The organism is Halanaerobaculum tunisiense (assembly GCF_054657635.1).
Genome location: NZ_BAAHYI010000007.1, coordinates 108,895 through 133,343 on the forward strand (window position 1 = coordinate 108,895; position 24,449 = coordinate 133,343).

Below are 24,449 nucleotides of genomic sequence, written 5' to 3' on the forward strand. Positions count from 1 at the left end.
TACAATAGATTTTAAAACCCGTACCGTGCGGTTTTGGTAGTGGCTTAACAAAACCACTTACGAATACAAATTCTAGCATACAACTAACCAAATGTCAAGAAAAAAATTCTGTTGGAACTTAGCTCATAGCTCAAAGCACATAATTGTAGCAATGGTCTGGGGCCAATAAAAGAAAAAAGGCAGGCTGCTATCTCAATCAATTCTTCTAATTATTTTACCAACCGCATACAGATTATGCAACTCAGTTATTTCTACTTTGGTTTTAGAACCTACTAGCGCTGCTCCTTCTAAAACTTGAATCAAATAGCCATTAAACATAGCTAGTCCATCCTGGGCAGTCAACTCAGCTTCTACTTCAACTGTTAAACGATCACCAACTGCTACTGGTAATATATCCCTAATCTTTTGTTGACTATCAGCTTCCATTTTAATCTCTTCCTTACTTAATTTACTATCACCAAGTAAGGAAACTGTAATCTCTAATTCCTGAGCTACCTGCTGTAACTCAGATTGGGCCTTCTGGAATAAATCAATTACTAACTCAGGATGCAGCGTCAATAACACAGTATCAGGATCCTGGTTCCAATAATTAGCTTTTAATTTAGTAAAGACCTGTTGAATAATTGTCTCACTAGTTAACACCTTGCCGTATCCTTGGCAACAAGAACACTCTTCTTTTAATAACTGATTAATACTATTTTTCTCTCGCTTTCTCGTTACTTCCACTAACCCCAATTCAGTCATACCTAACAAAGAAGTACGAGTCTTATCTTTAGCCAGTTCTGCTTTTAATACTTTTAATAACTGAGCTTTGTCCTCTTCGCGCTGTAACCCAATAAAATCAATAATAATAATCCCGCTAATATTACGCAATCTTAACTGAGTTGCAATTTTTCTAGCAGCAGATAAATTAGTCTGTAAGGTAGTATCAGCTAAATTATCAGCACTATAAGCTCCTGTATTAACATCAATAGCAGTCAAAGCTTCTGTCGAATCAATTACAATATAACCACCACAATCCAATTCAACCTCTCGCTTTAAAAGTCCTGCTATCTGCTCTTGAATATTATAGCGAATAAATATTGGTTCAGGATGCTGATAATAAGCTACTCTATCCTGGAGTTCAGGAGCCAAATGCTTAACAAACTCCATCACCTGCCTATAATCCTCCTTAGTATCTACAACCAACTTGTCCACTTCTTCAGTAAAGCGATCTCTAATTACTTGATCAATTAAATCTAATTCCTCATAAAGCAAAGTTGGCCCTGTAGCTTGTCTTCCATCAGCTGCAATCTCAGCTCTTAGTTCCATTAGATAATCCAGTTCACGTTCAATTTCTGTCTGCTCCCGATAGGCAGCTTCAGTACGAATAATTGCCCCTTTATCCTCAGGCACAATCTCTCTAGCTAATACTCTTAACCTACCTCGTTCTTGGCCCTCGATCTTACGAGAGACTCCAATATGTCCTGGTTCATCCAATAAGATCAGATATCTTCCTGGTAATTCTAATTTAGTACTTCCTTTAGGTCCTTTAGTACCTACAGGATCCTTATCTATTTGAATTAATATCTGATCTCCAATCTGTAAAATATCTTCAATCTTAGCTTCTTCTTGATGAGGAATAACGCTATTAACTGGTAAAAAGACATTATCCTCTCTACCTATGTCCACAAAAGCTGCTTGGATACCTGGTACAACATTCTCTACTCTGCCTTGATAAATATTGCCTACTAATTGAGTAGCAAAATCTCGTTCAAATACTAGATCAACTAATTCTCTATCCTCAACAATAGCAATTTGTTTCTCTAAATTATGGCCATTAATTAGGATCTCTTTTGCCACAAAAAATCACCTCCTTATCTTTATCTAGAATCATATTTTAGTCAATCAATTAATTCTTTCACTGCTAACTCCAGATGGTCATCAATTAAAGAATTAATCAACCGATCTTCAGTAACTAAACCTAAAATATTAAATTGCTTATCAACTACCAATACTGTATGAAATTTATTAGGCACTAAACGATCTACAATTTCCTTTAGTGGAGTGTCTCCAAAAGCTATCAACTGTTCTATACTAACTACTTCCTGGTTCAAAACCTGCCCCTTTTTTTTAGCTATATACTGCATTAAAATATAGGGCGTATATTGTCCTTCTTTTAGCGCTGTAAAATAAATAAAAAAGCAGATAATCAATAAAGAAAAATTAACATAATCATAATATAAACTTGCCACAGCTAAAATGGCTACTACTCCAGCTAGATACTTACTCCACTTAAGAACTTGATAAGTAGCCTCTTTAAATCCTAAGCTAGCAGTTAATTTGGCCCGTAAAATTCGCCCCCCATCTAAGGGAAGTACAGGAAGTAAATTAAATAAACCAATAGTTAAATTTGTCTTTAAGATAAAACTACCCCAACTTGGATCTATAATCTGATATCTAAACAATAATAATATAACTGCTGCTAAAAGTAAATTAATCGCTGGACCAGCTATAGCTACTTGCATTTCTGTCTTAGGAGCTAACTGGATTAAATCTCTAAATTTAGCTACGCCCCCAAAAGGCAACAACTCAATCTCATTAACTGTAACCCCTTTTCGAATAGCAACAATTGAATGGGCCAACTCATGAACCACTACTACTACAAAACTTAAGCAAGCTTTAACAAACAAACCAGAAATAGCAAATAAAAATAAGACTAACAGAAACAATAAATTTAATTTCAACCTAACATTTGCTATCTGAAACATAGTGCCACCTTCTTTCCTAATGCTTTCTACATAGTATAATCATATTAGTGGCACCAAACTAATATGTGCTGTGTGTCATGTGCTATGAGCTAATTCAAGCCCTTTAAATTAAATATGAATCAAAACAACAGCTTCTTCTGTCTAATATTAATATTTATAATTAAACCAATAGCTATTAAATTAGTAACTAAGGAACTACCTCCATAACTGATAAAAGGTAAAGGAATTCCTGTAACAGGCATAATCCCAAGTGTCATACCTACATTTTCTAGAATATGAAACATAAACATAGATAAAATTCCTACTACTACCAAGCGCCCAAAACTATCTTTAGCTTCCTGGGCTACTGTAATCGCCCGCCAGATCAAAATAAAGTAAAGTAACAAAATAATCCCTACTCCAATAAAACCAAACTCCTCACCTAAGACCGAAAAGATAAAATCAGTATGACGCTCCGGCAAAAAGTTAAGCTGATTCTGGGTTCCAGCAAATAACCCTTTTCCCCAAAAGCCTCCTGAACCAATGGCTACCTTGGATTGAATTACATTGTAACCTGATCCTTGCGGATCTAAGCGAGGGTTAATCAAAACTAAAAATCTATTTAATTGGTAATCTTTTAAAGGAAGATGTACATCCCAATATAAATGAGCCGTTATCCAACTAGCCAAAGTAGTTATTCCTGTTAAAAAACTACCTACTAAAAACTTAATATTAGCCCCAGCAATAAAGACCATACCGATAAAAATAGCCCCTAATACTAAAGCTGAACCTAAATCATTCTGTAAAATAATTAACCCAAAAGGAACAGCTATATATAAGCCAGGAACTACTAATCCTAAAATATACTTTAAATTATACTTCTTCTTAGCCAACAAATCAGCTAAACCAATAATTACTACTAATTTAGTTATTTCAGCTGGCTGAAAGTTAAATCCCCCTACAGAAATCCAACTTTGGCCGCCCTTAACTGTCTCCCCTAATACCAAAACTCCTACTAACAATAATATATTTCCTATATAAATAACTTTTATATAATCCCTTAATATTCTATAATCAAAAAATAAAATTATAATTGCTACTCCACTACCAATTAAAGTTGCTATTATTTGTTTTTGCAAAAAATTATTCTGCCAAAAAGAACTATCAGGGCTATAAGTAGCACTTCCAATCAAAACTAATCCAGCTCCTATCAGAATCAAAACAACTAGCGGTATTATATAATCAAGATTATTAAATAACTTTCCCATCTAATACCTCCTTATTACCAACTTCATCTTAAAATTATATAACATCTACTTACAATAGTCCAGTTTCAAACTTAACAAAAAAGAATTTAAAAAGCAAAATAGGCCAGGTGTAATTCCTGGCCTAATCTTATATATCCTATTCATTATTTGTCTTCTTTAAATTTTTAACTGGAATATTAGCTACCAGGGCCATAGAATCTTCTTCTTGTTCAAATTCCATCTCTAATCCATTCTCTTCAATATCTAAATGCTTAGAAATTACTTCTAATAATTCTTCTTTCATCTGATCAAGCACTTCAGGAGAAACCCCAATTCGATCATTGATTAAAACCAATTTTAATCTTTCTTTAGCTACTTCTTTACTAGAGACCTCATCATTACCTAAAATTCTTTTAACTAGATCCAACACATTTGTTCCTCCTCCATCAATTAAGTCCAACAAATCGTTTTAATCGATCAACTAAAGTTGCTTCTAAAGAAATATAAGATACGTCTTCCCCTTCTATCCTACGAGCAATATTCCAAAAAGTTTGACCAACCTTAGTTCCTTCGGATAAAACAATCGGTTTTCCTGTATTAGTGGAAACAACAATTTGATCGTCTTCAGGAACAATCCCTAATAATTTGATAGCTAAAATATCCTTCATATCTTCTATCTCCATCATATCTCCACTCTGGACCATATCCATTCTAATTCGATTAACAACTAATTCAGGGTCAGATAATCCTTCCGACTCTAACATCCCAATAATTCTATCTGCATCTCTAACAGCTGAAACCTCAGGAGTAGTAATTACAATTGCCTCATCTGCTCCAGAAATAGAATTCTGGAATCCTTGTTCTATTCCTGCAGGAGAATCAACAAAAATATAATCATACTCTTGTTGGAGTTGATTACATAATTGACTCATCTGGTCTGGACTTATCGCAGTTTTATCTCTAGTCTGAGCGGCTGGTAACAAATGTAAGCTACTATACCTTTTATCTCTAATCAAAGCTTGTTCTAAACGACAATTATCTTCTACTACATCAACAATATCATAAACAATTCTGTTTTCCAATCCTAAAACGACATCCAGATTGCGCAACCCAATATCTGCATCTATTAAAGCTACCTTATTACCTAACTTAGCCAATCCAACTCCTAAATTTGCAGTAGTAGTCGTCTTTCCTACGCCTCCTTTACCAGAAGTTACAACATATACTTTTCCTGCCATCACAATTCCTCCCTTACAAATAATCAATTACAATCTGTTCACCTTTTACAAAAGCAATTTCAGCAGCATCAGGAACATTTGCGGAATCATCTGGAGCTCGTCCAATATAATTAGCTATCCGTAGCTGAATAGGTTTTAAACGAAAAGCTGAAATTGTACAACTGCTATCCCCACCAGCCCCAGCATGAGTAAAACCTCTTATTTCCCCCATGACTAGAATATTCCCTTGAGCTACTACTTCTGCCCCAGGATTAATATCTCCTTCTACTACAATATTACCTTTATAACTAATGGATTGGCCCGATCTGATAGTTCTTTTAATTAATAATGAATCTCTAGTTTCTTCTTGGTCAACATTAGAAATAAAACTATTATCAAATTCAATTACAAAGGAGCCTGATTGGGCTTTAAAGATTTCTAATAGCTCTCTTTTTTGCTGGTGGGATAAACATCTACTGCCTAAATTAACTTTAACAAATGTATTACCAGCAAAAAAGTTATCCCCTTGCTCAAATTTATCACTTAAATCAGCTTTAATTGTGGAAAACTTAGCTTCATCATCTAGTAAAATAACGAGTCCCTCCTGGTCTGCTCTAAATACTACACTCCTTTGCATCCTACCTCCTCCTAATAACTCTTACCTAGATTCCTCATTTAATTCAATTTCTAAATCAAAATATTCTTTAATCATCCCTTTAGCTATAGGTAGAGTATTACTACTAGATCCCCCATATTCTATAAAGACTGAAATAGCAATCTCTGGCTCATCAACAGGAGCAAAACCAGCAAACCAACCATGATTAGGTCTATTACCTCCTGTTTGAGCTGTACCAGTCTTTCCTGCTATAGCAAGAGGAATATTCTCAAAAGAATCCTCAGCCGTACCGTATTCAGTAACTCCTTGCATCCCCTTGGTAATTACCTCTAAATCTGATTGAGCAACTTCTAATTCACTTAATAGTTGCGGCTGTACATTTTTGATTAATTCACCTTCAGAATCAATAATTTTATCAACTATTAAAGGCTGATATAACTTACCTCCATTAGCTACAGCAGAAACTAAATTGGCTAACTGCAGTGGAGAAGTTCTTAAATTACCTTGACCAATAGCAAGATTAATAGTATAACCAGGATACCAGATTTGATTTTCCCTCTTATCAAATCTATTTTTACGCCAGGCTGGATCAGGTACTAAGCCTTGCGCTTCATTAGGTAGATCCACTTTCGTCTGACTACCTAAACCAAACTGTCTAGCATATTGCTGAAGCAAAGTCTTATCCTCTTTATATAATTGATGTCCCAATTTATAAAAGACTGTATTATTTGACCAAGCAATAGCATCAACAAAATCTATTTCTCCCTGACCTCCAGGGTACCAGTTCTTAAATTTAACTCCCCCAGTTTTATAATAACCTGGATCGTTAAATTCAGTCTCACCAGTAATATCTAATTCTTCCATACCAGCTGCTGCAGTAACTATTTTAAATATAGAACCAGAAGGAGCACTAGTATTAATAGCTCTATTTAACAGAGGTTGGTAGTAATTATCATTTAATTTCTGCCACTCACTTGGGGACATTCCAGTTGAAAACTGATTTGGATCGTACTCAGGATAACTAGCCATTGCTAAAATACTTCCATCATCAGGATCAGTAATAATTACTGCGCCCCCTTTAGGAGGTTGTTTAACTTCAACATCATCTTTAGCTTTAGCAATCAGTTGTTTGATTTTCTCTGCTAATAGCTTCTCAGCAGTCTTCTGTAACTTATAATCTAGATTTAAGACTAAATCATAACCAGTAACTGGATTTTCAACCCCTAAAGTATCTACTTTTTGCCCGAGATTATTGACTTCTATCAGTTTTTTACCTTTCTTTCCTCTTAAATAATCTTCATAAATCGATTCCAAACCTGCTTTACCAATTAAATCTCCTATTCTATAATCTTGATCGGATTTAGATGTTAATTCCGAAGCAGAAATTTCACCTACATAACCTAATACATGACTTGCTAAATCATCATGTACATATTCTCGGATAGGCTTCTTTTCAATAATCAATCCTGGTATTTGACTTTTATTCTCTTCTAACCGAATCAATTCCTCCCGACTTATATCTCGTTGGAGAACAACTGCCCGATCGGTAGTATTATCTTTTAGTTTATTTTTTATTTCTTCTAATTTTAAGTCGAGAATAGTAGTTAACTCTGTTAATTGCTCTTCACTTTTCTCGAGTTCACTAGGAATTACAGATACTGTATAAGTTAATTTATTAGATACTAATAATTTTTCATCTTGATCATAAATTTTACCTCTAGGAGCACTAATAGGAATTACAGAAGTTCTATATCCTTCTGATAATTCTCTGAATTGTTGGTTGCTATAGATTTGAAGATAATAAAGTCTCCCTAATAAAAGCAAAAAGATAAATATAATACCAAATCTAAATAAAGAAAGTCTCCTATTCTCTCTCTGATTTTCTTTCACTACTGCTGCCCCCTAATTTATAAAGAATAGGATAAATGATTACTGATAAAGCAGAATTACACAAAGCTAAAGGAATAATTACCATTTGTAAAATTTCCTGTAATGTCAATGAGGCTACTAAATAAGTAGCAAAAAAGACAACTAATAACTGATTAACTACAGTAGCTAGCAAGGTTACTAAAGGAGGAAGTAATAATTTATCCCGATAAATATTATTCTTTAAAAACCCAACTAAATAACCTACTATTGCTTTACTAATAGCATTAATACCAAATAATCCTCCTGAAAATAGATCCTGTAAAAAACCTATCAGAAAACCTGTTAAACCACCAGTAGTTCTACCATAGTTAACAGCTAAAAAGATAATTAAAATTAATAAAAAATCAGGTGTGATTCCATAAAAAAAATATTGTACACTAGCTAAGCCCTGCAGAATAAGAAAAATAATAGTTGTTATTCCATAAATTAAATAAAACACTATTCTGCCTCCTGCTTAAACTTAGACTCTGTCTCTAAAGGAGGTAGTAGTATCTTTTCCTTAGTATTAAAATCAGTAATCACTAATACCTCTTCAATATTTTGTAAGTTAGCAAAGGGAGTTAAGGTTGCCTTCTGAGTCAAACCATAATTATCAGGACTAACTGATGTAACCTCTCCGATTGGTAATCCCTTTGGATAATGTTGAGATAAACCAGAAGTTACAATTTCATCCTCAACTTGAATATCAGCATTCCAAGCCAAATTAGTCATTAGTAACTTGTTTTCTTTAGGTTGGCCCTTAACTACACCTAAATCTCGCGATTCCTTTCTCCTAATCAAACCACCAGTTAAAAAATTAGGATCATTTATCAAAACCACCTGAGCTGTATGCTGACTTACTCTTTGAATTCTACCAATCAGATATCCTTCTTGAGCCACAACAGCCATTTTAGCTTTAATGCCTGCCTTGCTACCACGATTGATAATTAATGCTTCTGACCAATTATCAGTACTGTCACTAATCACACTAGCACCTGTTATTTGGTAAGGCATATATTTTTTAAACTTAAGTAACTCTCTCAACCTCTGATTCTGAAGCATTACTTTCTCTAGCTGTTGTTGGTTATAACGCAAAGTAGCTATTTCTTTTTTTAACCGTTTATTTTCCTCTTTGACTTGCTTATAGTTTAAAATAACCTGTACTGTCTGCTGAGTCCAATCCTCTACAGTATCCACCACTAGAAAGACTGGATTAAATAAATCAACAATTGTTCCTTCTACCAAATTATAATCCTCATCTATTCCAATCAGATTGATAAAAGTAATGAGCAGACTAATTAGTAATCCAATTAAGAGCTTTTTATAATGCTTTCTTAAGAAATCTAACACCTTACACCACCTAGCTTAAATTTAGGATAATCGCTTAGGAGTAATTAACACATTCTTTAAATCATTTAACTCTTCTAATACCATACCTGTACCTTCCACTACACAATCTAGTGGATTATCTGCTAGATAAACTGGCATCCCAGTTTCTTCAGCCAGTAATTTATCCAATCCAGTCAGTAAGGAACCTCCACCAGCCATTACAATACCACGATCCATTATATCAGCTGATAATTCAGGCGGTGTTCCTTCTAAAGTATTCTTAACAGCTCGTACAATGTCTTCTACTGGTTCTTGAAGGGCTTTTTGAATTTCTTCTGCACTAATAGCTATTGTTTTAGGTAACCCATTTACTAAATCACGTCCTCTAATCTCCATAGATTCATCAAGGCCAACTTCATCATTAGAGGCAAAATAAGCACTACCAATAGACATCTTGATATCTTCAGCTGTTCTTTCCCCAATCATCAAGTTGTATGTACTTTTAACATAGTGCACAATCGCTTCATCTAACTCATCGCCACCTATTCTAATCGACTTTTTATTTACTATTCCTCCTAAAGATATAACAGCCACTTCTGTAGTTCCTCCCCCAACATCTACAACCATATTTCCTGTAGCTTCATGAACTGGCAAACCAGCTCCTATTGCTGCAGCCATTGGTTCCTCAATCAAATATGCTTCTCTAGCTCCAGCATGTAAAGCAGCATCGATTACTGCTCTTTTTTCTACCTCTGTTACTCCTGAAGGAACACAAACTACAATCCGCGGCCTAACTAATCTTTTTCTTTTATGGGCCTTTTGAATAAAGTACTTTAACATCTTTTCAGTAACTTCAAAATCAGCAATAACTCCATCCTTCATCGGACGAATAGCAATAATATTACCTGGAGTTCGTCCAATCATTTTTTTAGCTTCATTACCAACAGCCAACACTCCTTCTGAAGAATCTTTATTCGATTCAGTAGCTACTACAGAAGGTTCTCTAATCAACACCCCTTTACCTTTGATATAAACTAAAGTATTAGCCGTACCTAAATCTATTCCCATATCTCTAGAAAATGGGGCAGTCAGAAAATCCATTACCATAATTTATTCTCCTTTCCTACAACAAAAAACATAGCTTGTCTAAGTTAAAATAAATCTCTAGTCTTTAAACTAGCATACTCATCTTGACCAATAATTAAGTGATCTAAAACATCAATTCCAACAATATCTCCTGCTTGAGCTAATCGGTTGGATAATTCTATATCCTCTTGACTTGGTGTGATATCTCCACTAGGATGATTGTGCGCTACAATTACTGCTGCACTACTCTTTTTAATAGCTAACCGAAATACTTCCCGAGGATGGACAATTGAACTATTTAAACTTCCTTTAGAGATCTCTTTAATGGCTAAAATTTCATTTTTAGTATTTAATAAAACTGCTAAAAAACGTTCTTGAGTTTCATGCTTTAGTTTAGGAATTAAAATCTCAGCTAATTCTTCAGGTGAGTTGATCTTAGTTAATTGAGAATTGCTTACTGCTATCTTCTTACTCAACTCTCCTACCGCTTTTAATTGAGTAGCTTTAGCAACACCAATTCCATTTATTGTTTGTAATTCATCAACATCATATTCAATTACTCCTTGCAATCCCTCACAAACACTTAATACTTCATTAGCTAAAGCTAGCGAAGTCTTCTTTTGAGAACCAGTTCGCAAGATTAAAGCTAGTAATTCAGAAGTAGATAAACTCGTTGGCCCATACTTAATCAACTTTTCTCGTGGTCGTTCTTCATCAGGCAAATCCTTAATTGTTAAATGCTCATTCACTAAATTTCACTTCCACTCCAATCTGTTTTAACATCTGCACTAACTTAGTAACAGGTAACCCTACTACATTATAAAAGGAACCATTAATTTTTTTCACTAAAATAGCTCCTTTACCTTGCAAACCATAACTTCCCGCCTTATCCAATGGTTCTCCTGTAGAAATATAATCCTCAATCTCACTAGCACTTAATTCTCTAAAAAAAACTTCTGTCTTTTGGTAATCAGTTAAACTCTGTTCTCCCCAGACTACTGTAATACCAGTTACCACTTGATGACTTCTACCACTTAGCTGGGTTAACATTTTATAAGCATCATCACGATTAACAGGCTTTTCTAATAATTCATCTTCTAACTCCACTACTGTATCTGCTCCAATGACTATTCCTTCTCTTTCGCGAGCTACTTTAGTAGCTTTTAAACGCGATAGCTTTTGCACTAAGCAATGAGGATTCCTTTCTTGGACTTGTGATTCATCAATACCACTAGGATAAACTACAAAATCAAAATCCAATTGTTCTAATAAACTTCTTCTCCGCGGAGAAGAAGAAGCTAATATAATCTTCTCCATCTTTCTAATTCCTCCTACTACACTTAAACATATCTTCTTAATATTAAATTCGTTAACTAACTACAAATTCCTGCCTCAATCAAGAATTTTCATTATAAATAATTCTTTTTTCTGTTATAGTTAAGTGATTTTGTAATTTAACTACAACTACCCCCACAAAAACTCCTGTCGGTAAGGATAATAATAATAAATATGGTAGATAAATCAACAATCGCCAACTACCAATCAAAAAATAAGCTGCTGACAGCTGACCTAAATTATGAAAGGTTGCCCCTAAAATACTAACCCCAACAATGCTAAATTGATCACTATAATAATAACTAACTCCCATTACCACAAAACTAACCAATCCGCCCGATAAGCTTAACCAAAAACCAGGCGTTAAAAAAGTTCCTATTAGTAAGGAAGAAATAACTATCCGGAGAAGTAATACCTGTAGACCAGCTGAAAAACCATAAACCACTAATACTAATAAAGTAACAATATTGGCTAGTCCTAATTTGGCTCCAGGAAACAGTAGTGAAGTTGGTAAGGAAAACTCTATGATATGTAATACAATTGCTCCTGCAATTAACAAAGATAAAAACAATTGTTTTCTAATCATAATAATCCTCTCTTTCTGTATTATACCAAACTACACCTATTTATAAACACTAAATTAAAAATCAAATTTTATTCAGTAAAGTAATTGCTTATTATAATCATAGCATTTTTATTATAAACTTACATACTTAACTCTTAACAATAAAGGTTACTTTTTCTACCAAAAAATTAATTATGGAATTAAGAATCAGGTGCTTAAGCACCTGATTCTTAATTTAAACTATCTATTTAGCTTTATTTTACTAAGCTTAACAATACGGTCCATATTATGTGTTGCACCTGATACTAATATTATAGTCCATATTCTTTGGCCCGTTTTGATTTATAATCTGCTTTTCAAATGCTTCCATTACTTTTGAATCAAACTTAATTATTTTATCCTTAGCCTTTAATATATAATTATTAGCTATATCTAGTCTTATGTTGTTCAATTTCACCTTCACAAATATTTTTAATAGTTTCTGATACTTTCTGAAATTACTTTTCTGTTACTTGACCTGATAACATAGTAAAAGTTAAACTAAATAAATAATCACCTACTTCATAGAAATATACTAATCAACTATTTCATATTTTTTATCTTGATTGATACTTACTTTATCTTCTAAACCAGAAGTTAGATATACTTCCTTATCTTGATTAATTAACAACGCTTCAATTTCAGGTAAATCTCTAATTAATTTTAATGCTTCTTTAACTCCTAATACATAAACTGCTGTAGCTAAAGTATCAGCATCAAAAGAGTTATCAGTTATAATTGTAGAACTAATGATTCCTTTTTTAGCTGGTCTACCAGTCTGAGGATTAAGAATGTGATGATATCTAACTCCATCTTCAACAAAATAACGCTCATAATTACCTGACGTAACTACTGTTTTATCTCTGACTTCTACAGTGGCCATTACATTACCCCGCGGTTCTTTAGGATCTTGAATCCCTACTTTCCAAGGACTACCATCAGGTTTAGCTCCTAAGACTGATACATTACCTCCTAAACTGATAAAACCACTTTCTACTCCTTGTTTCTGCCATAGATCAATAACCTGATCAGCAGCATAACCTTTAGCAATGCCCCCTACATCTAACTTCATATCTGGCTGTTTGAGAAAAACTTGTTTATTAGCCGGAAATAACTCAACTTGCTTATAATCAACTCCAGATAATCTATCCTTTATTTGCTTATCTGTAGGTACTTGAGCATTTTCAGTCCCTATCCCCCATAAATCAACTAAGGGGCCAATAGTAGGATCAAAACTCCCCGCAGTTAATTGAGCATACTCCAAACTTTTCTTGATTACTTGATAAGTGTCAGCACTTACTTGTACCTTCTTCTGCCCTGCTGCCTGATTAACCTGATTAACTTCACTATCTGTTATACTTGAACTCATCTTAGCTTCTAAATCTTCCACAATAGAAAATGAATCCTTTAGCACCTGACCAGGAGCAGAATGATAAGCTTTCATCCGTACTTTTGTCCCCATCAAATAATCAGACTGGACACTTGATTTAGTATTTCCTTGTTGCGAGGTATTATCCTCTCCAGTACAACCTACCACCATAACTACTAAAATCACTACTAAAACACTTAACCAGTTTCGTTTAATATTGTTTATCATTCTTACACCACCCAATAGTTATTAAAAATCAACGACAGTTATTATTTTAATTTTATAATATTTTATTGGAATTGACAATAGTTAGTTGACAACAGCCTACCAAGTACTGGAACATTATAATATAGTATGGGAGATACCCGTCAGTGGTATATTTCTTCTATTCTTAAATTAGTTTTCCTGCTAATGATACAATAGAGATTACCTTATTGCATCATACCTTATTAACAGAGTTACATGGAGTTGCTGGTAATCGGATTGGGCTCGAAGGAGTTAAAGTCTCTTTAGAAGATGGCTATATCGTCAGTAAGGATAGCGAAGAGGTCGAACAAGAAATTAAGACCCAGACCTTAATCTGGACTGGAGGCGTCAAAACTAAAAGTCTAGTTAATATGTATTATCTATTCGAAGTAAATGGCTTTAATTTAATTTGGGATTATATTGAACATCAATTTAAAGATTTTATTACTAGAAGGTGTTAATAAAATCCAAGAAGTTGGTTATTTGGCTCAGAAGAATATCTTATCTCAGGTGCTTCTGCTATGTTATGGGGTGAGGGGGCACCGCAGTTATATATTGATTTAATGGAAGCTGTTGTAGGCCCTAATCAAGTCTTATTCCAGAAGATAATGGTACTTACTGAACTCGGTATTGGTTTAAGTCTAATTTTTGGTTGCTTAACTATATTAGGAGCTTTAGCAACAATGGGCATGAGTGCCAACTTTATACATCAATTATTATCTAATTTCATGGCTCTTTAACTTATCCAATGATTCAGTAGAATTCAATCAGCGAGATCTATCTGCTTAATTTAGATCAACAGGAACGGCCTCAGGTCATTCCCTTTTTATTGCTCTTAGTTTATATCCCAAAAATCAACTATTTGAGCAACTAACTCATCCCAATTAGCCTGACTAGCATCTAAAATTAAACTAGGTAACTTACTTCTAGTTACTAACTTCTTTTTTCTCTCTTGTTGGCTAAGATAATAGTCAATTATCTCCTCTTCAGTTGCTCCATAGCGCGAAATATAATTACGCCATTTCTGACCACGACTATAGATTATTCTTTCAGACATAACTTGTGACCCCATTTCTAAAAAACATAACTTAGTATTTAACCGGGCCAACTTCTTATCAAATTCTACTACATCACCCCAACTCAAATGATCAAAATAAGTAACGTGAGTAATATGAAATCGCTCCAACAAAAAAGCATAACGATGTTCTACTTGAGAACAGTCCCAACCTCGCTTTTGATAATAAGCCTTATATTTCTCTAATGGATCTATGATATTATTTAGTAACTCTAAGTTGTCTTCTCTGGTAAGTTGGCCCTGATTATACTTTTTCTCTAGCACTCGTTGAGTGATATCTTCACCATAAGTTAAAAAAGACATAAAATCTCGCTCTAAAATTTCTGGAACTTTTAATAAATTACGAATAATTGTTGATTTACCAGTAGCAGGGATCCCCTCAAATATGATTCCTGTAGAAGGATTTAGCATCTTCTCACTCCTATCTTGTTTTTCACCGTTTTTCTTTATCAACTTACTCTATACCAACCTTCTTATCAATTAAATATAACTTTACTTTCAGTCTTAATATGCTCTATTAATGAAGCAATTAATTCGTCTTTTATTTTCAATGCCAGTATATCATCTTTTTCATTTAAGCTCCAATATCTCCTCTTATATTCCTTTAACTTATTTTTAAAAGATTGATATTCTGCTTGATGTACTAAATATAAATATAATAAACTAGACTTAGACAATATTGGAGGTATTCCAAGAGTATTAGATACTAACCAATGTAGCTAATATATTAGTCGATAAGTTTGGCATTGCAGATATTGATAATGTTGAATATTGAACAGTTTTTAGTTTAATTAAATAAGAAAGAACTGGCTCTTAATGAGCCAGCTTTTTATTTCGAAACGGATGATAATTGAAATTAGATAGTAAAAAAAGCCAGCATTAGCTGGCCAGCAAATTAATTAATAGTATCGATACAATTAATTAACCGCTTCTCAATATCTTCTGCAATCTCTGTTAATGATGAATCATTTGCTAAACCAATCAAAGAAGTTGGTTTAGGAAGTCCAACTTTAGTTGTACCGCTATCTTCATAAATAACAATTTTACAAGGTAGAAAATAACCAGTCAACTGATTATAATTTAATACTTTTTTAGCTTCTTTAGGATTACAAACTTCAAGAACATGATATTCCTGATCAAAATCTAAACCTTTTTCTTGCAATTTATCCTTAATATCAAATTCCCATAACACCCCAAAGTTTTCACTTTTAAGTTTTTTCTTTAAAGAACTAATTGCTTCTTCAATTTCTTTATCTGTTTCAACAGTATAATGAAACATAATTAACCTCCTCTGTTCAAAGTAGTTATTGATTATTTTCCTTCAGTTTAAATAATATATACAAATCATTTAATTTGGATAATCAAAACTACTTTAAAATTAGAAGGTAACTACATAAATCTACTGCGGACTAACTCTTAATTATATTCAATTGTTTCCTGAGGACAAATAGAAATACACTGCTCACACTGGATACATTCAGCTTGGTCTATTTGATGCTGGCCACCTTGTTCTCCAGAAATAGCATCAACAGGACATTCACTGGTACATAACGTACAGCCAACACATTCATCCCCAATTATAATCTCTCCCTCAGCAGCTACAGCAGAATCAGCTTCAACTTCAAATGGAGTCTCTACCATAGCCTCTGTAGGACAAACTTCAACACATTGATTACAGCCAATACATTCTTCAGCTGCAACTACTGGTAGATTATTCTCCATCTCAATAGCATTAACAGGACATTCTTGAGCACATAAAGAACAACCAATACACCCTATATCACAAGCCTGCTTGACTGCTCCTTGTAAAATAGATTTACATTTAGTAATTACCTGTTCTTGTTGGTTAGCTAACTCAATAATATCCCTAGGACATTCTAGTACACACTTCTCACATCCAGTACACTTTTCCGGATCAACTTCTGGTAATCCATTAGCAGTCATAGTAATAGCATCAAAAGGACAGACCTGGACACAATCACCAAAACCTAAACAACCATAACTACAAGATTTGATATTTGCTTCCATATCAGCTGCCTGACAAGTAGGAACACCCTGGTAAGTAGCTTGCAACTCTGTTTCTTCTTGACCACCTTGACAAAGAACTTGAGCTATCATTACTTCCTCGGCATCATCAGTTTCTACACCCATAATTTCAGCTACCTTATTAGCTACCTCTGAACCTCCTACTGGGCAACCATCTACTGGAGCGGCTCCGTTAACCACTTCATCAGCAAAACTGCTACAGCCAGGATAGCCACAAGCACCACAGTTGGCCCCAGGTAAAGCCTCTTCTATCTCTTCTTTTCTGGGATCTTCTTCTACTGCAAATTTGACTGAAGCATAAGCTAATCCGCCAGCAAACAAAGCTCCTAAAGCCCCCATACTAGGAACTGCGCTCTTAAATATATTTATATTCATCTATTATCACCTCTTTTATAAGCCTCAAAACTTAATATTTTTAGATACCTGAAAAGCCCATAAATGCCATAGCCATCATCCCCGCAATTAATAACGTAATTGGAGCACCTTGTAATGGTCGAGGTACATTAGCAAACTCCAATTTCTCTCTCATACCAGCCATTAAGACTATAGCCAAAGTAAATCCTACTCCAGCTCCTAAACCAAAAATAGTACTTTGAATAAAGTTATAGTCATTGATTGGAATCTGTAAAGCTAATCCTAAAATAGCACAGTTAGTAGTAATCAAAGGTAAAAAGATCCCTAAAGCTTTATATAGAGGAGGACTGATTTTTTTAACAGCCATTTCCGTTAACTGTACAAAAGAAGAAATCACTAAAATAAAAGCTACATATTTCATATACTCTAAACCTAAAGGAACTAAAATAAATGTATTAATCGTCCAGACACAAATAGCAGAGGTAGTCATTACAAAAGTAGTAGCTAGCCCCATACTAAAAGCCGTTGGAATCTCTTTAGAAACACCAAGAAAAGGACAAATACCTAAAAACTGGGCCAAAATAAAGTTATTAGTAACTGATGCAGTTAAAAAGATTAAAAATAACTCGCCCATACTATCCATCTTACAACCTCCCTCTATTAAATCCGTTTTGATCTATCTTGACCTAGCTGATTATCAGAACTACTGAATAAATCACTGAAACTAATAGCTGGATCTTGAATCGCATTAAAGATACCTAGAATAAATCCTAAACTTAAGAAAGCTCCAGCAGGTAAGACCATTATACTCCAGGTAGTAAATGACTCTCCCATAACCTGGATAGTAAAGTTAGTTCCTTTAAAAATAGTACCAAACCCTAGTACTTCCCGAAAGACTCCTAGAAAAGTTAAAGCCCAAGTAAATCCGACTCCCATACCAAGTGCATCAGCAATAGCTCGATGAACTGGCATCTGAGAAGCAAAGGATTCTGAACGACCTAAAATCAAGCAATTAACTACAATTAGTGGAATAAATAACTTTAGTGAAGCTGCAATGCCAGGAAAATAAGCCTTAGTTACATAATCAACAATAGTTACAAAAGTAGCTATCACAACAATAAAACTGGGAATTCGTACTTCATCAGGAATTATATTCTTCAATAAAGAATTAACTAGTCCTCCTCCTAACAGGACAAAACTAGTTGCTAACCCCATAGCTAAACCATTAGTGGCTGTATTAGTTACTGCTAAGGTAGGACACATCCCTAATAAAGCAACCCAGACTGGATTCTCCTCCCATAAACCTTTTACAAAATCCTTCCATAGTTGTGCCATATTATTCACCTCCACTATAAGCTTGTTGAACATCATCAATAGCTGTAGCTAACACATCACTTAAAGCTTGCGAAGAAATAGTTGCCCCCGTAATAGCATCAACATCCTCTTTAGCTGTAAAACTATCCGCAAAAGACTTACCTTTAAATTGCGACTTAAAATCTGGTTCAGTTATTCTAGCTCCTAAACCTGGAGTCTCTGCCTGCGAAAGTATATTGATTTTAATTATTTTGCTTTGTTCCAAGTCCAGTCCAATCATTAACTTTAATTTACTTTGAAAACCCTGACCAGAGTTTTCAACTGCATAACCTACTACATTACCTGAGCTATCAAGCCCTTTATATAAAGTAAGTTCTTTTTCTTTAGCCTTTTTATTGTCTTGGACTGGCTTAGTGTACTCCTTAGTTATCCTTTCGTACTCTGTAGCCTCTGTTGGTAATACATCTAAGATAGCTGCTTCTTGCTTTGCTTCGCTATGAGCCTTAATTACTGGTTTTGTTATTTGATAAACAAAAGTTAATACCAAAGAAGAAACAATCATAATTACAGTTAAAACAATAATTAATCGCGGCTTAATTTTATTAGCCATTTGCTTTCACCTCACCAAATACCCGGGGTTGAGTATACTGATCAATTAATGGTACACACATATTCATAAACAGAATAGAATACATTACTCCTTCCGGATAACCAGCAAAAACTCTAATAATAACTGTTAATACTCCACATCCAATCCCAAAAATTAAACGACCTTGCTTAGTAACAGGACTAGTTACCATATCTGTAGCCATAAAGAAAGCACCAAGGATTAAACCACCAGCTAATAAATTATAAACTGGCCCCTTATCTCCTACAAAAGTAGTTAATACAGCTACTGTACCTAAATAACCAGTAGGGATTCTCCAATCAATATACCCTTTATATAACAAATATAAGCCACCTAAAACAAGTAAAGCAGCTGAAACTTCTCCTATAGATCCTCCAATCTGGCCTAAAAATAGTTGTCGGCCAAGATCACCTGTTAGTTCTTGTTGAGTAGCCAACGGAGTAGCTTGCGAGGTTACATCTATAGCCTGCCAATTAAAAACCCCTTGAAAGTTGATTCTTTGATTCCAAGTAGTCATTGCTACAGGGAAAGAAGCCATTAAAAAAGCTCTTCCTATTAAAGCTGGATTGAAGAAATTATAGCCTAATCCACCAAAAACATGCTTACCAAGTACCACTGCAATTATAGTTCCTAAGATAGCCATCCACAAGGGTAATGCAGGTGGTAAAGTTAATGCTAATAAAAGTCCAGTTACTAACGCACTTCCATCATCAATTGTAATCGGAATTCCTCGTAATTTTTGCCAGGCTGCTTCAGTTACCATTGCTGTTAAAGAACAACTCATCATTAGTACTAAAGCATAAGTACCAAAATAATATATACCAGCCAAAGCAGCCGGTAGTAAAGCTAAAACTACGTTGAACATAATTCCAGTTGTTGTTTCTTGACTTCGCATATGAGGTGCTGAAGAAACTGTTAATTGTGTATCCTTAGCCATATACTTCCCTCCTAACTATCTCTTTTCTCCGCTTGTAATTTTGCTTTACCTAATTTAATCCACTGTACCATCTCAATATTAGCTGGACAAACATAAGTGCAGGAACCACACTGAATACAATCAGAAATATTATACTCTTCAACTTCTGTAATCATATCTGCTTTAACTAACTTAACAATATTAGTCGGGATTAACTTTATCGGACAAGCATCAACACAACGAGCACACCTAATACAAGAACTAATTTCTGATTGGTGGCTTACTTCTTCTTTGCTGAGTACTAAAACACCAGAGGTTCCTTTAGTTACTGGCACATTCAAATCACTCTGAGCTTGACCTGTCATTGGCCCGCCTAAGACTACTTTACCAGGTTCAGTGCTAAAACCACCACACTGATCAATCAATTCCTCAATTGGAGTACCAATTCTAACTAATAAATTCTGAGGTTCATTAACTGCTCCGGTAACTGTTACAGCTCGTTGAACTAATGGTTTAGCTTCTGTAATTGCTTGAGCAATAGCCACTGCTGTACCTGTATTATTAACTACTACCCCAATATCCAATGGTAATCCTCCTGAAGGAACTTCTCTACCTAACACAGCATCGATTAACTGTTTTTCTCCTCCTTGAGGGTACTTAGTCTCTAAAGCAATAACTTCAATCTGAGGGTAATCTTTAGTTACTTCCTGTAATCTATTAATGGCATCAACTTTATTATCTTCTAACCCAATATAGCCTTGCTCTGCCTCAGCCATCTTCATTAAAGCTTGCAAACCAGTTATTACCTCTTGTGCTTCTTCTAACATGATTCGGTGATCAACTGTTAAATATGGTTCACATTCTGCCCCGTTGAGAATTACTGTATCCACGTCTTTATCTTCTGGAATAGCTACTTTTACATGACTAGGAAAAGTAGCGCCTCCTAAGCCGACAACTCCTGCCTCTTGGACGATACTTCGTAATTCATCTGCTGGAAGGTCAGAAATTTTGTTCTTAGATAGTTGGTTGGCCCAGCTATCTTCTCTATCATTTTTAATCCTGACTGCTAAAGTATCATCAACTCTTTCAATTGCTACTACTTCCCCAGATACACTAGCATGAATATTAGCAGATACAAAGCCAGTACTAGCAGCAATTTTCTCTCCTAAATCAACTTGATCTCCTTTTTCAACTAACAGTTCTGCTGGAGCCCCAATATGCTGCTGGACAGGAATCAATACTTCATCAGGCACTTTAGCTACCTGTAAAGATTGATCTTTAGTTAACTCTTTATTATACCGTGGATGAATTCCCTGGGCAAAAGTTTTAGTCTCCATTTTTTCACCCCTTTATAACATGGTTTGATAAATTATTCTCAAAAATTCTAAATTCAACTATTCACCTCTCTAATTTTTTAATTATCACCTCCAAAAAAAAGAAGATACTTCCTAAAAAACATCAGAGAAATATTACCAATAATGTATCTAGTAAAACATTCTAATTTTATATTATTTCATTAATCATATTAACATATTTTCTGTTTGATTGCAACAATTGTTAAATTTATCACAAAGTGTTACTTTATTCAAACTTATCTTTAGAATTATATTTTCCTTAAGCTAACCAAAAATAATAAAAAACCACATTCAAGCTCAGTTTAAAGAAGAGTTATCCCCTCCTTAAAGACTTGAATGTGGTTCTCTTTTTCCACAACACTATTTAACATTATTATTTTCTCTATTCATTTATAATCATTTCGTATTATTGTACACCTTGTACAACTATATTAACACATTGCTTAGTCAATTACAACTAATTAAACTGAATTTTATTTCTTAAGGCTATCTCTAATATCAGCTCTAACAGAATTATTCCATAAAGTATAAGCTAACAATACAAAAGTTACTAAACCAACTATATTTTCTAGATTACCTAACCAACTAGCTCCAATCTGAATCACTTGATGCCAACCTTGTAAAGCTAAAGCAGCTAATAAAATACCTACTAAAGCATCTCCGGCAACTAGTCCAGAAGCAAATAAGATCCCACTTTCGTCCTTATCATCTTTGATCTCTTCTGTAGCAAATTCTTTCTTATCTAAAGCTAACTTAATTAAGCCACCAATCATAATTGGTGTACTTAAATGAATTGGTAGGTATAGTCCTACAGCAAATGGTAAAGAACCAATTCCAAACATCTCAATCACTAATGAAGAAAATACTCCTGTTAAAACTAAGGACCATGGTAGATTACCTGTCATAACTCCTTTAACCACCATAGCCATTAAATTAGCCTGTGGTGCTGGTAATTGTTTAGAAGCAATACCATAAGCATCATGTAACATTAAGACTATACCACCTACAAAAATTGCTGATACTAAAATACCAATTAACTCCCCAATCTGTTGCTTTTTAGGAGTTGCTCCCACCAAAAATCCTGTCTTTAAGTCTTGAGAAGTATCTCCAGCTACAGCAATAGCAATACAAACAATAGCCCCTACACTTAATGCTGCTATCATTCCACTTTCATCAGTCCAGCCTAAATACTTCATAATTAGACTAGTAGCTAATAAAGTCGCAATAGTCATTCCCGAAGCAGGATTAGAAGAACTACCAACAATACCCACTATCCGAGAAGAAACTGTTACAAAGAAGAAACCAAAAACAGTTACAAATACTGCTCCTAAAATTCCTACTGGTATTTGTGGTAGTAGCGCAATAGCTAAAATAACAGCAACTGATCCTAAAACCACCCATTTTAATGATAAATCCAGATTAGTCCTTAACTGATCAACATTATCTTTTGTACTTGTAGTCAATTCACCTATAGCTGCTTGAAAAGAAGTAACAATAGTCGGTAATGCTTTGAGTAAACTAACTATTCCGCCCATAGCTACTCCACCAGCACCTACATAACGAATATAATTATCCCAAACACCCCAATAACCTAATTCAGCTATCGTCTTACCGGCCGGAAATAAAGGATCAGCTAAGCCAGCTCCTACATTAGTAATTAAAGGCATTAATACAAACCAACCTAATGTTCCTCCTGCTAACATCCGAACTGCAATTTGCGGCCCAATAATATAACCAACACCTAACAAAGATGGATATAAATTAAAGCCGATAGCAGAACCAGGATAAGCAGGAATCGCCCACTCTACTGTTTCAGGCCAAATCTTCAATCCGCCAGAGAAAAATTTATAAATAGCCCCCATACCTAAACCAGCAAATACATCTTTAAATTTAGCGCCACCTTCTTCTCCAGCTATCAAAACTTCTGCACAAGCTGTTCCTTCTGGATAAGGAAGATTTTCATGTTCCTCTACAATTAAATATTTTCGCAACGGAATCATAAATAAAATACCTAAAATACCACCTAATAACGAAATTAAAAAGATCTTAATCATACTCGGTTGAATACCTAATAATATTAAAGCAGGAATAGTAAAAATTACACCTGCTGCTAGAGAAGTTCCAGCTGAAGTAATAGTCTGGACAGTATTATTCTCTAAGATAGTTCCGCGACCTAATACTCCCCGCAAAATCCCCATTGAAATTACTGCTCCTGGTACTGAAGCACTAACTGTCATACCTACTTTTAATCCTAAGTAAGCATTAGCAGCAGCAAAAATAACAGTCATAATTGTCCCTAAGATAACAGAAATCCAACTAAACTCCACCATGGATTCCTCGGCTGCTACATATGGTTCTACATCTTGTTGTTGATCTGCTTGTGCCACAAAAACCCCTCCTGAATAATTATAAAATTAAAAATATCTACTTTATTCACCACTATATATTGTGAAGGAAAAAGATGAAATTGTCAAAGAAAAAAATAACCACAATCATCCTATTTATTTAGTAAATAAATCCGAAAAACACCTAAAGGAATTTACTAAATAATATAATTAATTACTACTCAACATTAATCACTGTAAATTTTATTTTAAAGATTAGGTTGTTGAATAAAATAATTTTTCAATTTAAAAAAGGAAAAGTTGCTCACTTTCTAGTATTACATAAGGTGACCAAACCTTAAAAAACTAGAAAGAAGCAACTAGCAATGGTTATATCATTTGTTATTAATTGCAAGTTAAAATACACGGTTTTTTATACCTTCATATATAAATGTTATCTATACCATTCCTAACTTTTTCCGAAAGACTTCAGATGAAGGCTTAAAGTTAAACATCTTTCTCGGGTAGCTGTTCATCCACTTTTGTATCCCCTTTATTTTCTTTTCTATAAACTTTGCTAACTCATGATCTTTTGCTATCTTTATCTTAGGCCCCTTCGCTGTTGCATTGTTATTATATACTTTTTGAGCTATTTTAGCTTCATATTCCTCTCTAGTTGTATAGTCTGTATTTAACAGTTCTATTTTTTATAATTAATTTAAATATTCATTTCTTTTATATTGTCTGGAAG

General features: G+C 34.2%; 25 protein-coding genes, 1 pseudogene and 1 other annotated feature (1 of these 27 running past the window's edge). Of the genes and pseudogenes, 2 read left to right on the forward strand and 24 right to left on the reverse strand.

The window, feature by feature from the left end; all coding sequences use genetic code 11:
• Positions 1-43: a sequence feature (ribosomal protein L21 leader region), on the reverse strand; it reaches 34 nt to the left of the window's first position.
• A 149-nt stretch (positions 44-192) separates the two neighbouring features.
• The 14 genes from ACYQ3D_RS07985 to ACYQ3D_RS08050 form a co-directional block, all read right to left on the reverse strand.
• Positions 193-1,842, reverse strand: coding sequence for an Rne/Rng family ribonuclease (locus tag ACYQ3D_RS07985; RefSeq protein ID WP_459837638.1), 1,650 nt, complete (start codon positions 1,840-1,842; stop codon positions 193-195).
• A 41-nt stretch (positions 1,843-1,883) separates the two neighbouring features.
• Positions 1,884-2,750 (reverse strand): site-2 protease family protein, encoded by an 867-nt coding sequence (locus tag ACYQ3D_RS07990; RefSeq protein ID WP_459837639.1) that lies wholly within the window; start codon positions 2,748-2,750, stop codon positions 1,884-1,886.
• A 119-nt stretch (positions 2,751-2,869) separates the two neighbouring features.
• Positions 2,870-3,997: a rod shape-determining protein RodA gene (gene rodA, locus ACYQ3D_RS07995; protein WP_459837641.1), complete on the reverse strand. Its 1,128-nt coding sequence runs from the start codon at positions 3,995-3,997 to the stop codon at positions 2,870-2,872.
• Positions 3,998-4,133: 136 nt separating this feature from the next.
• Complete coding sequence (gene minE / locus ACYQ3D_RS08000) at positions 4,134-4,406, reverse strand: cell division topological specificity factor MinE (RefSeq protein WP_459837642.1); 273 nt, start codon at positions 4,404-4,406, stop codon at positions 4,134-4,136.
• Positions 4,407-4,422: 16 nt separating this feature from the next.
• Complete coding sequence (gene minD, locus ACYQ3D_RS08005) at positions 4,423-5,214, reverse strand: septum site-determining protein MinD (protein ID WP_459837643.1); 792 nt, start codon at positions 5,212-5,214, stop codon at positions 4,423-4,425.
• Between the two features lie 13 nt (positions 5,215-5,227).
• Entirely contained in the window at positions 5,228-5,830 is a 603-nt protein-coding gene (gene minC / locus ACYQ3D_RS08010; RefSeq protein ID WP_459837646.1) for a septum site-determining protein MinC, read from the reverse strand.
• Positions 5,831-5,851: 21 nt separating this feature from the next.
• Positions 5,852-7,699 (reverse strand): penicillin-binding protein 2, encoded by a 1,848-nt coding sequence (gene mrdA / locus ACYQ3D_RS08015; RefSeq protein ID WP_459837648.1) that lies wholly within the window; start codon positions 7,697-7,699, stop codon positions 5,852-5,854.
• Positions 7,674-8,177 (reverse strand): rod shape-determining protein MreD, encoded by a 504-nt coding sequence (gene mreD, locus ACYQ3D_RS08020; RefSeq protein WP_459837650.1) that lies wholly within the window; start codon positions 8,175-8,177, stop codon positions 7,674-7,676. The genes mrdA and mreD overlap by 26 nt, the downstream gene beginning before the upstream one ends.
• Positions 8,177-9,067, reverse strand: coding sequence for a rod shape-determining protein MreC (gene mreC, locus ACYQ3D_RS08025; RefSeq protein WP_459837651.1), 891 nt, complete (start codon positions 9,065-9,067; stop codon positions 8,177-8,179). The genes mreD and mreC overlap by 1 nt, the downstream gene beginning before the upstream one ends.
• Before the next feature lie 21 nt (positions 9,068-9,088).
• Positions 9,089-10,153, reverse strand: a complete 1,065-nt coding sequence (locus tag ACYQ3D_RS08030; RefSeq protein ID WP_459837652.1) for a rod shape-determining protein — start codon at positions 10,151-10,153, stop codon at positions 9,089-9,091.
• Positions 10,154-10,197: 44 nt separating this feature from the next.
• Complete coding sequence (gene radC / locus ACYQ3D_RS08035; protein WP_459837653.1) at positions 10,198-10,881, reverse strand: RadC family protein; 684 nt, start codon at positions 10,879-10,881, stop codon at positions 10,198-10,200.
• The gene (locus ACYQ3D_RS08040) at positions 10,874-11,449 is read right to left on the reverse strand and encodes a Maf family protein (RefSeq protein ID WP_459837655.1); all 576 of its coding nucleotides are present in this window, start codon (positions 11,447-11,449) and stop codon (positions 10,874-10,876) included. Before ACYQ3D_RS08040 ends, radC begins: the two co-directional genes overlap by 8 nt.
• 79 nt (positions 11,450-11,528) lie before the next feature.
• Positions 11,529-12,053, reverse strand: coding sequence for a Gx transporter family protein (locus ACYQ3D_RS08045; protein ID WP_459837656.1), 525 nt, complete (start codon positions 12,051-12,053; stop codon positions 11,529-11,531).
• Between the two features lie 553 nt (positions 12,054-12,606).
• Positions 12,607-13,668 carry an FAD:protein FMN transferase gene (locus ACYQ3D_RS08050; protein WP_459837657.1) on the reverse strand — a complete coding sequence of 354 codons (1,062 nt, stop codon included), beginning with the start codon at positions 13,666-13,668 and terminating at the stop codon, positions 12,607-12,609.
• Between the two features lie 206 nt (positions 13,669-13,874).
• On the opposite strand from ACYQ3D_RS08050, the gene ACYQ3D_RS08055 reads away from it, so the two are divergent.
• Both ACYQ3D_RS08055 and ACYQ3D_RS08060 read left to right on the forward strand, forming a co-directional pair.
• Entirely contained in the window at positions 13,875-14,147 is a 273-nt protein-coding gene (locus tag ACYQ3D_RS08055; protein ID WP_459837659.1) for a hypothetical protein, read from the forward strand.
• Between the two features lie 60 nt (positions 14,148-14,207).
• On the forward strand, positions 14,208-14,426 hold the full coding sequence (locus ACYQ3D_RS08060) for a hypothetical protein (protein ID WP_459837660.1): 219 nt from the start codon (positions 14,208-14,210) through the stop codon (positions 14,424-14,426).
• A 95-nt stretch (positions 14,427-14,521) separates the two neighbouring features.
• On the opposite strand, the gene ACYQ3D_RS08065 is transcribed toward ACYQ3D_RS08060, so the two are convergent.
• From ACYQ3D_RS08065 to ACYQ3D_RS08110, 10 genes and pseudogenes are all read right to left on the reverse strand, one after another.
• Entirely contained in the window at positions 14,522-15,172 is a 651-nt protein-coding gene (locus tag ACYQ3D_RS08065; RefSeq protein WP_459837662.1) for a hypothetical protein, read from the reverse strand.
• A 484-nt stretch (positions 15,173-15,656) separates the two neighbouring features.
• On the reverse strand, positions 15,657-16,040 hold the full coding sequence (locus ACYQ3D_RS08070) for a DUF302 domain-containing protein (protein WP_459837664.1): 384 nt from the start codon (positions 16,038-16,040) through the stop codon (positions 15,657-15,659).
• A 137-nt stretch (positions 16,041-16,177) separates the two neighbouring features.
• A complete protein-coding gene (locus tag ACYQ3D_RS08075; RefSeq protein ID WP_459837665.1) occupies positions 16,178-17,182 on the reverse strand; it encodes an RnfABCDGE type electron transport complex subunit B in 1,005 nt (334 codons plus the stop codon).
• Between the two features lie 40 nt (positions 17,183-17,222).
• Complete coding sequence (rsxA, locus tag ACYQ3D_RS08080; protein ID WP_459837666.1) at positions 17,223-17,804, reverse strand: electron transport complex subunit RsxA; 582 nt, start codon at positions 17,802-17,804, stop codon at positions 17,223-17,225.
• A 17-nt stretch (positions 17,805-17,821) separates the two neighbouring features.
• The gene (gene rsxE, locus ACYQ3D_RS08085) at positions 17,822-18,496 is read right to left on the reverse strand and encodes an electron transport complex subunit RsxE (protein WP_459837668.1); all 675 of its coding nucleotides are present in this window, start codon (positions 18,494-18,496) and stop codon (positions 17,822-17,824) included.
• Position 18,497: 1 nt separating this feature from the next.
• Positions 18,498-19,085, reverse strand: coding sequence for an RnfABCDGE type electron transport complex subunit G (locus ACYQ3D_RS08090; RefSeq protein ID WP_459837670.1), 588 nt, complete (start codon positions 19,083-19,085; stop codon positions 18,498-18,500).
• Positions 19,078-20,040: an RnfABCDGE type electron transport complex subunit D gene (locus ACYQ3D_RS08095; RefSeq protein ID WP_459837671.1), complete on the reverse strand. Its 963-nt coding sequence runs from the start codon at positions 20,038-20,040 to the stop codon at positions 19,078-19,080. Before ACYQ3D_RS08095 ends, ACYQ3D_RS08090 begins: the two co-directional genes overlap by 8 nt.
• 11 nt (positions 20,041-20,051) lie before the next feature.
• The gene (rsxC, locus tag ACYQ3D_RS08100) at positions 20,052-21,356 is read right to left on the reverse strand and encodes an electron transport complex subunit RsxC (RefSeq protein WP_459837673.1); all 1,305 of its coding nucleotides are present in this window, start codon (positions 21,354-21,356) and stop codon (positions 20,052-20,054) included.
• Between the two features lie 491 nt (positions 21,357-21,847).
• The gene (locus ACYQ3D_RS08105; protein ID WP_459837680.1) at positions 21,848-23,704 is read right to left on the reverse strand and encodes an OPT family oligopeptide transporter; all 1,857 of its coding nucleotides are present in this window, start codon (positions 23,702-23,704) and stop codon (positions 21,848-21,850) included.
• Positions 23,705-24,249: 545 nt separating this feature from the next.
• Positions 24,250-24,405: pseudogene (locus tag ACYQ3D_RS08110) on the reverse strand (IS30 family transposase); the annotation flags it as partial.
• Positions 24,406-24,449: the final 44 nt, after the last annotated feature.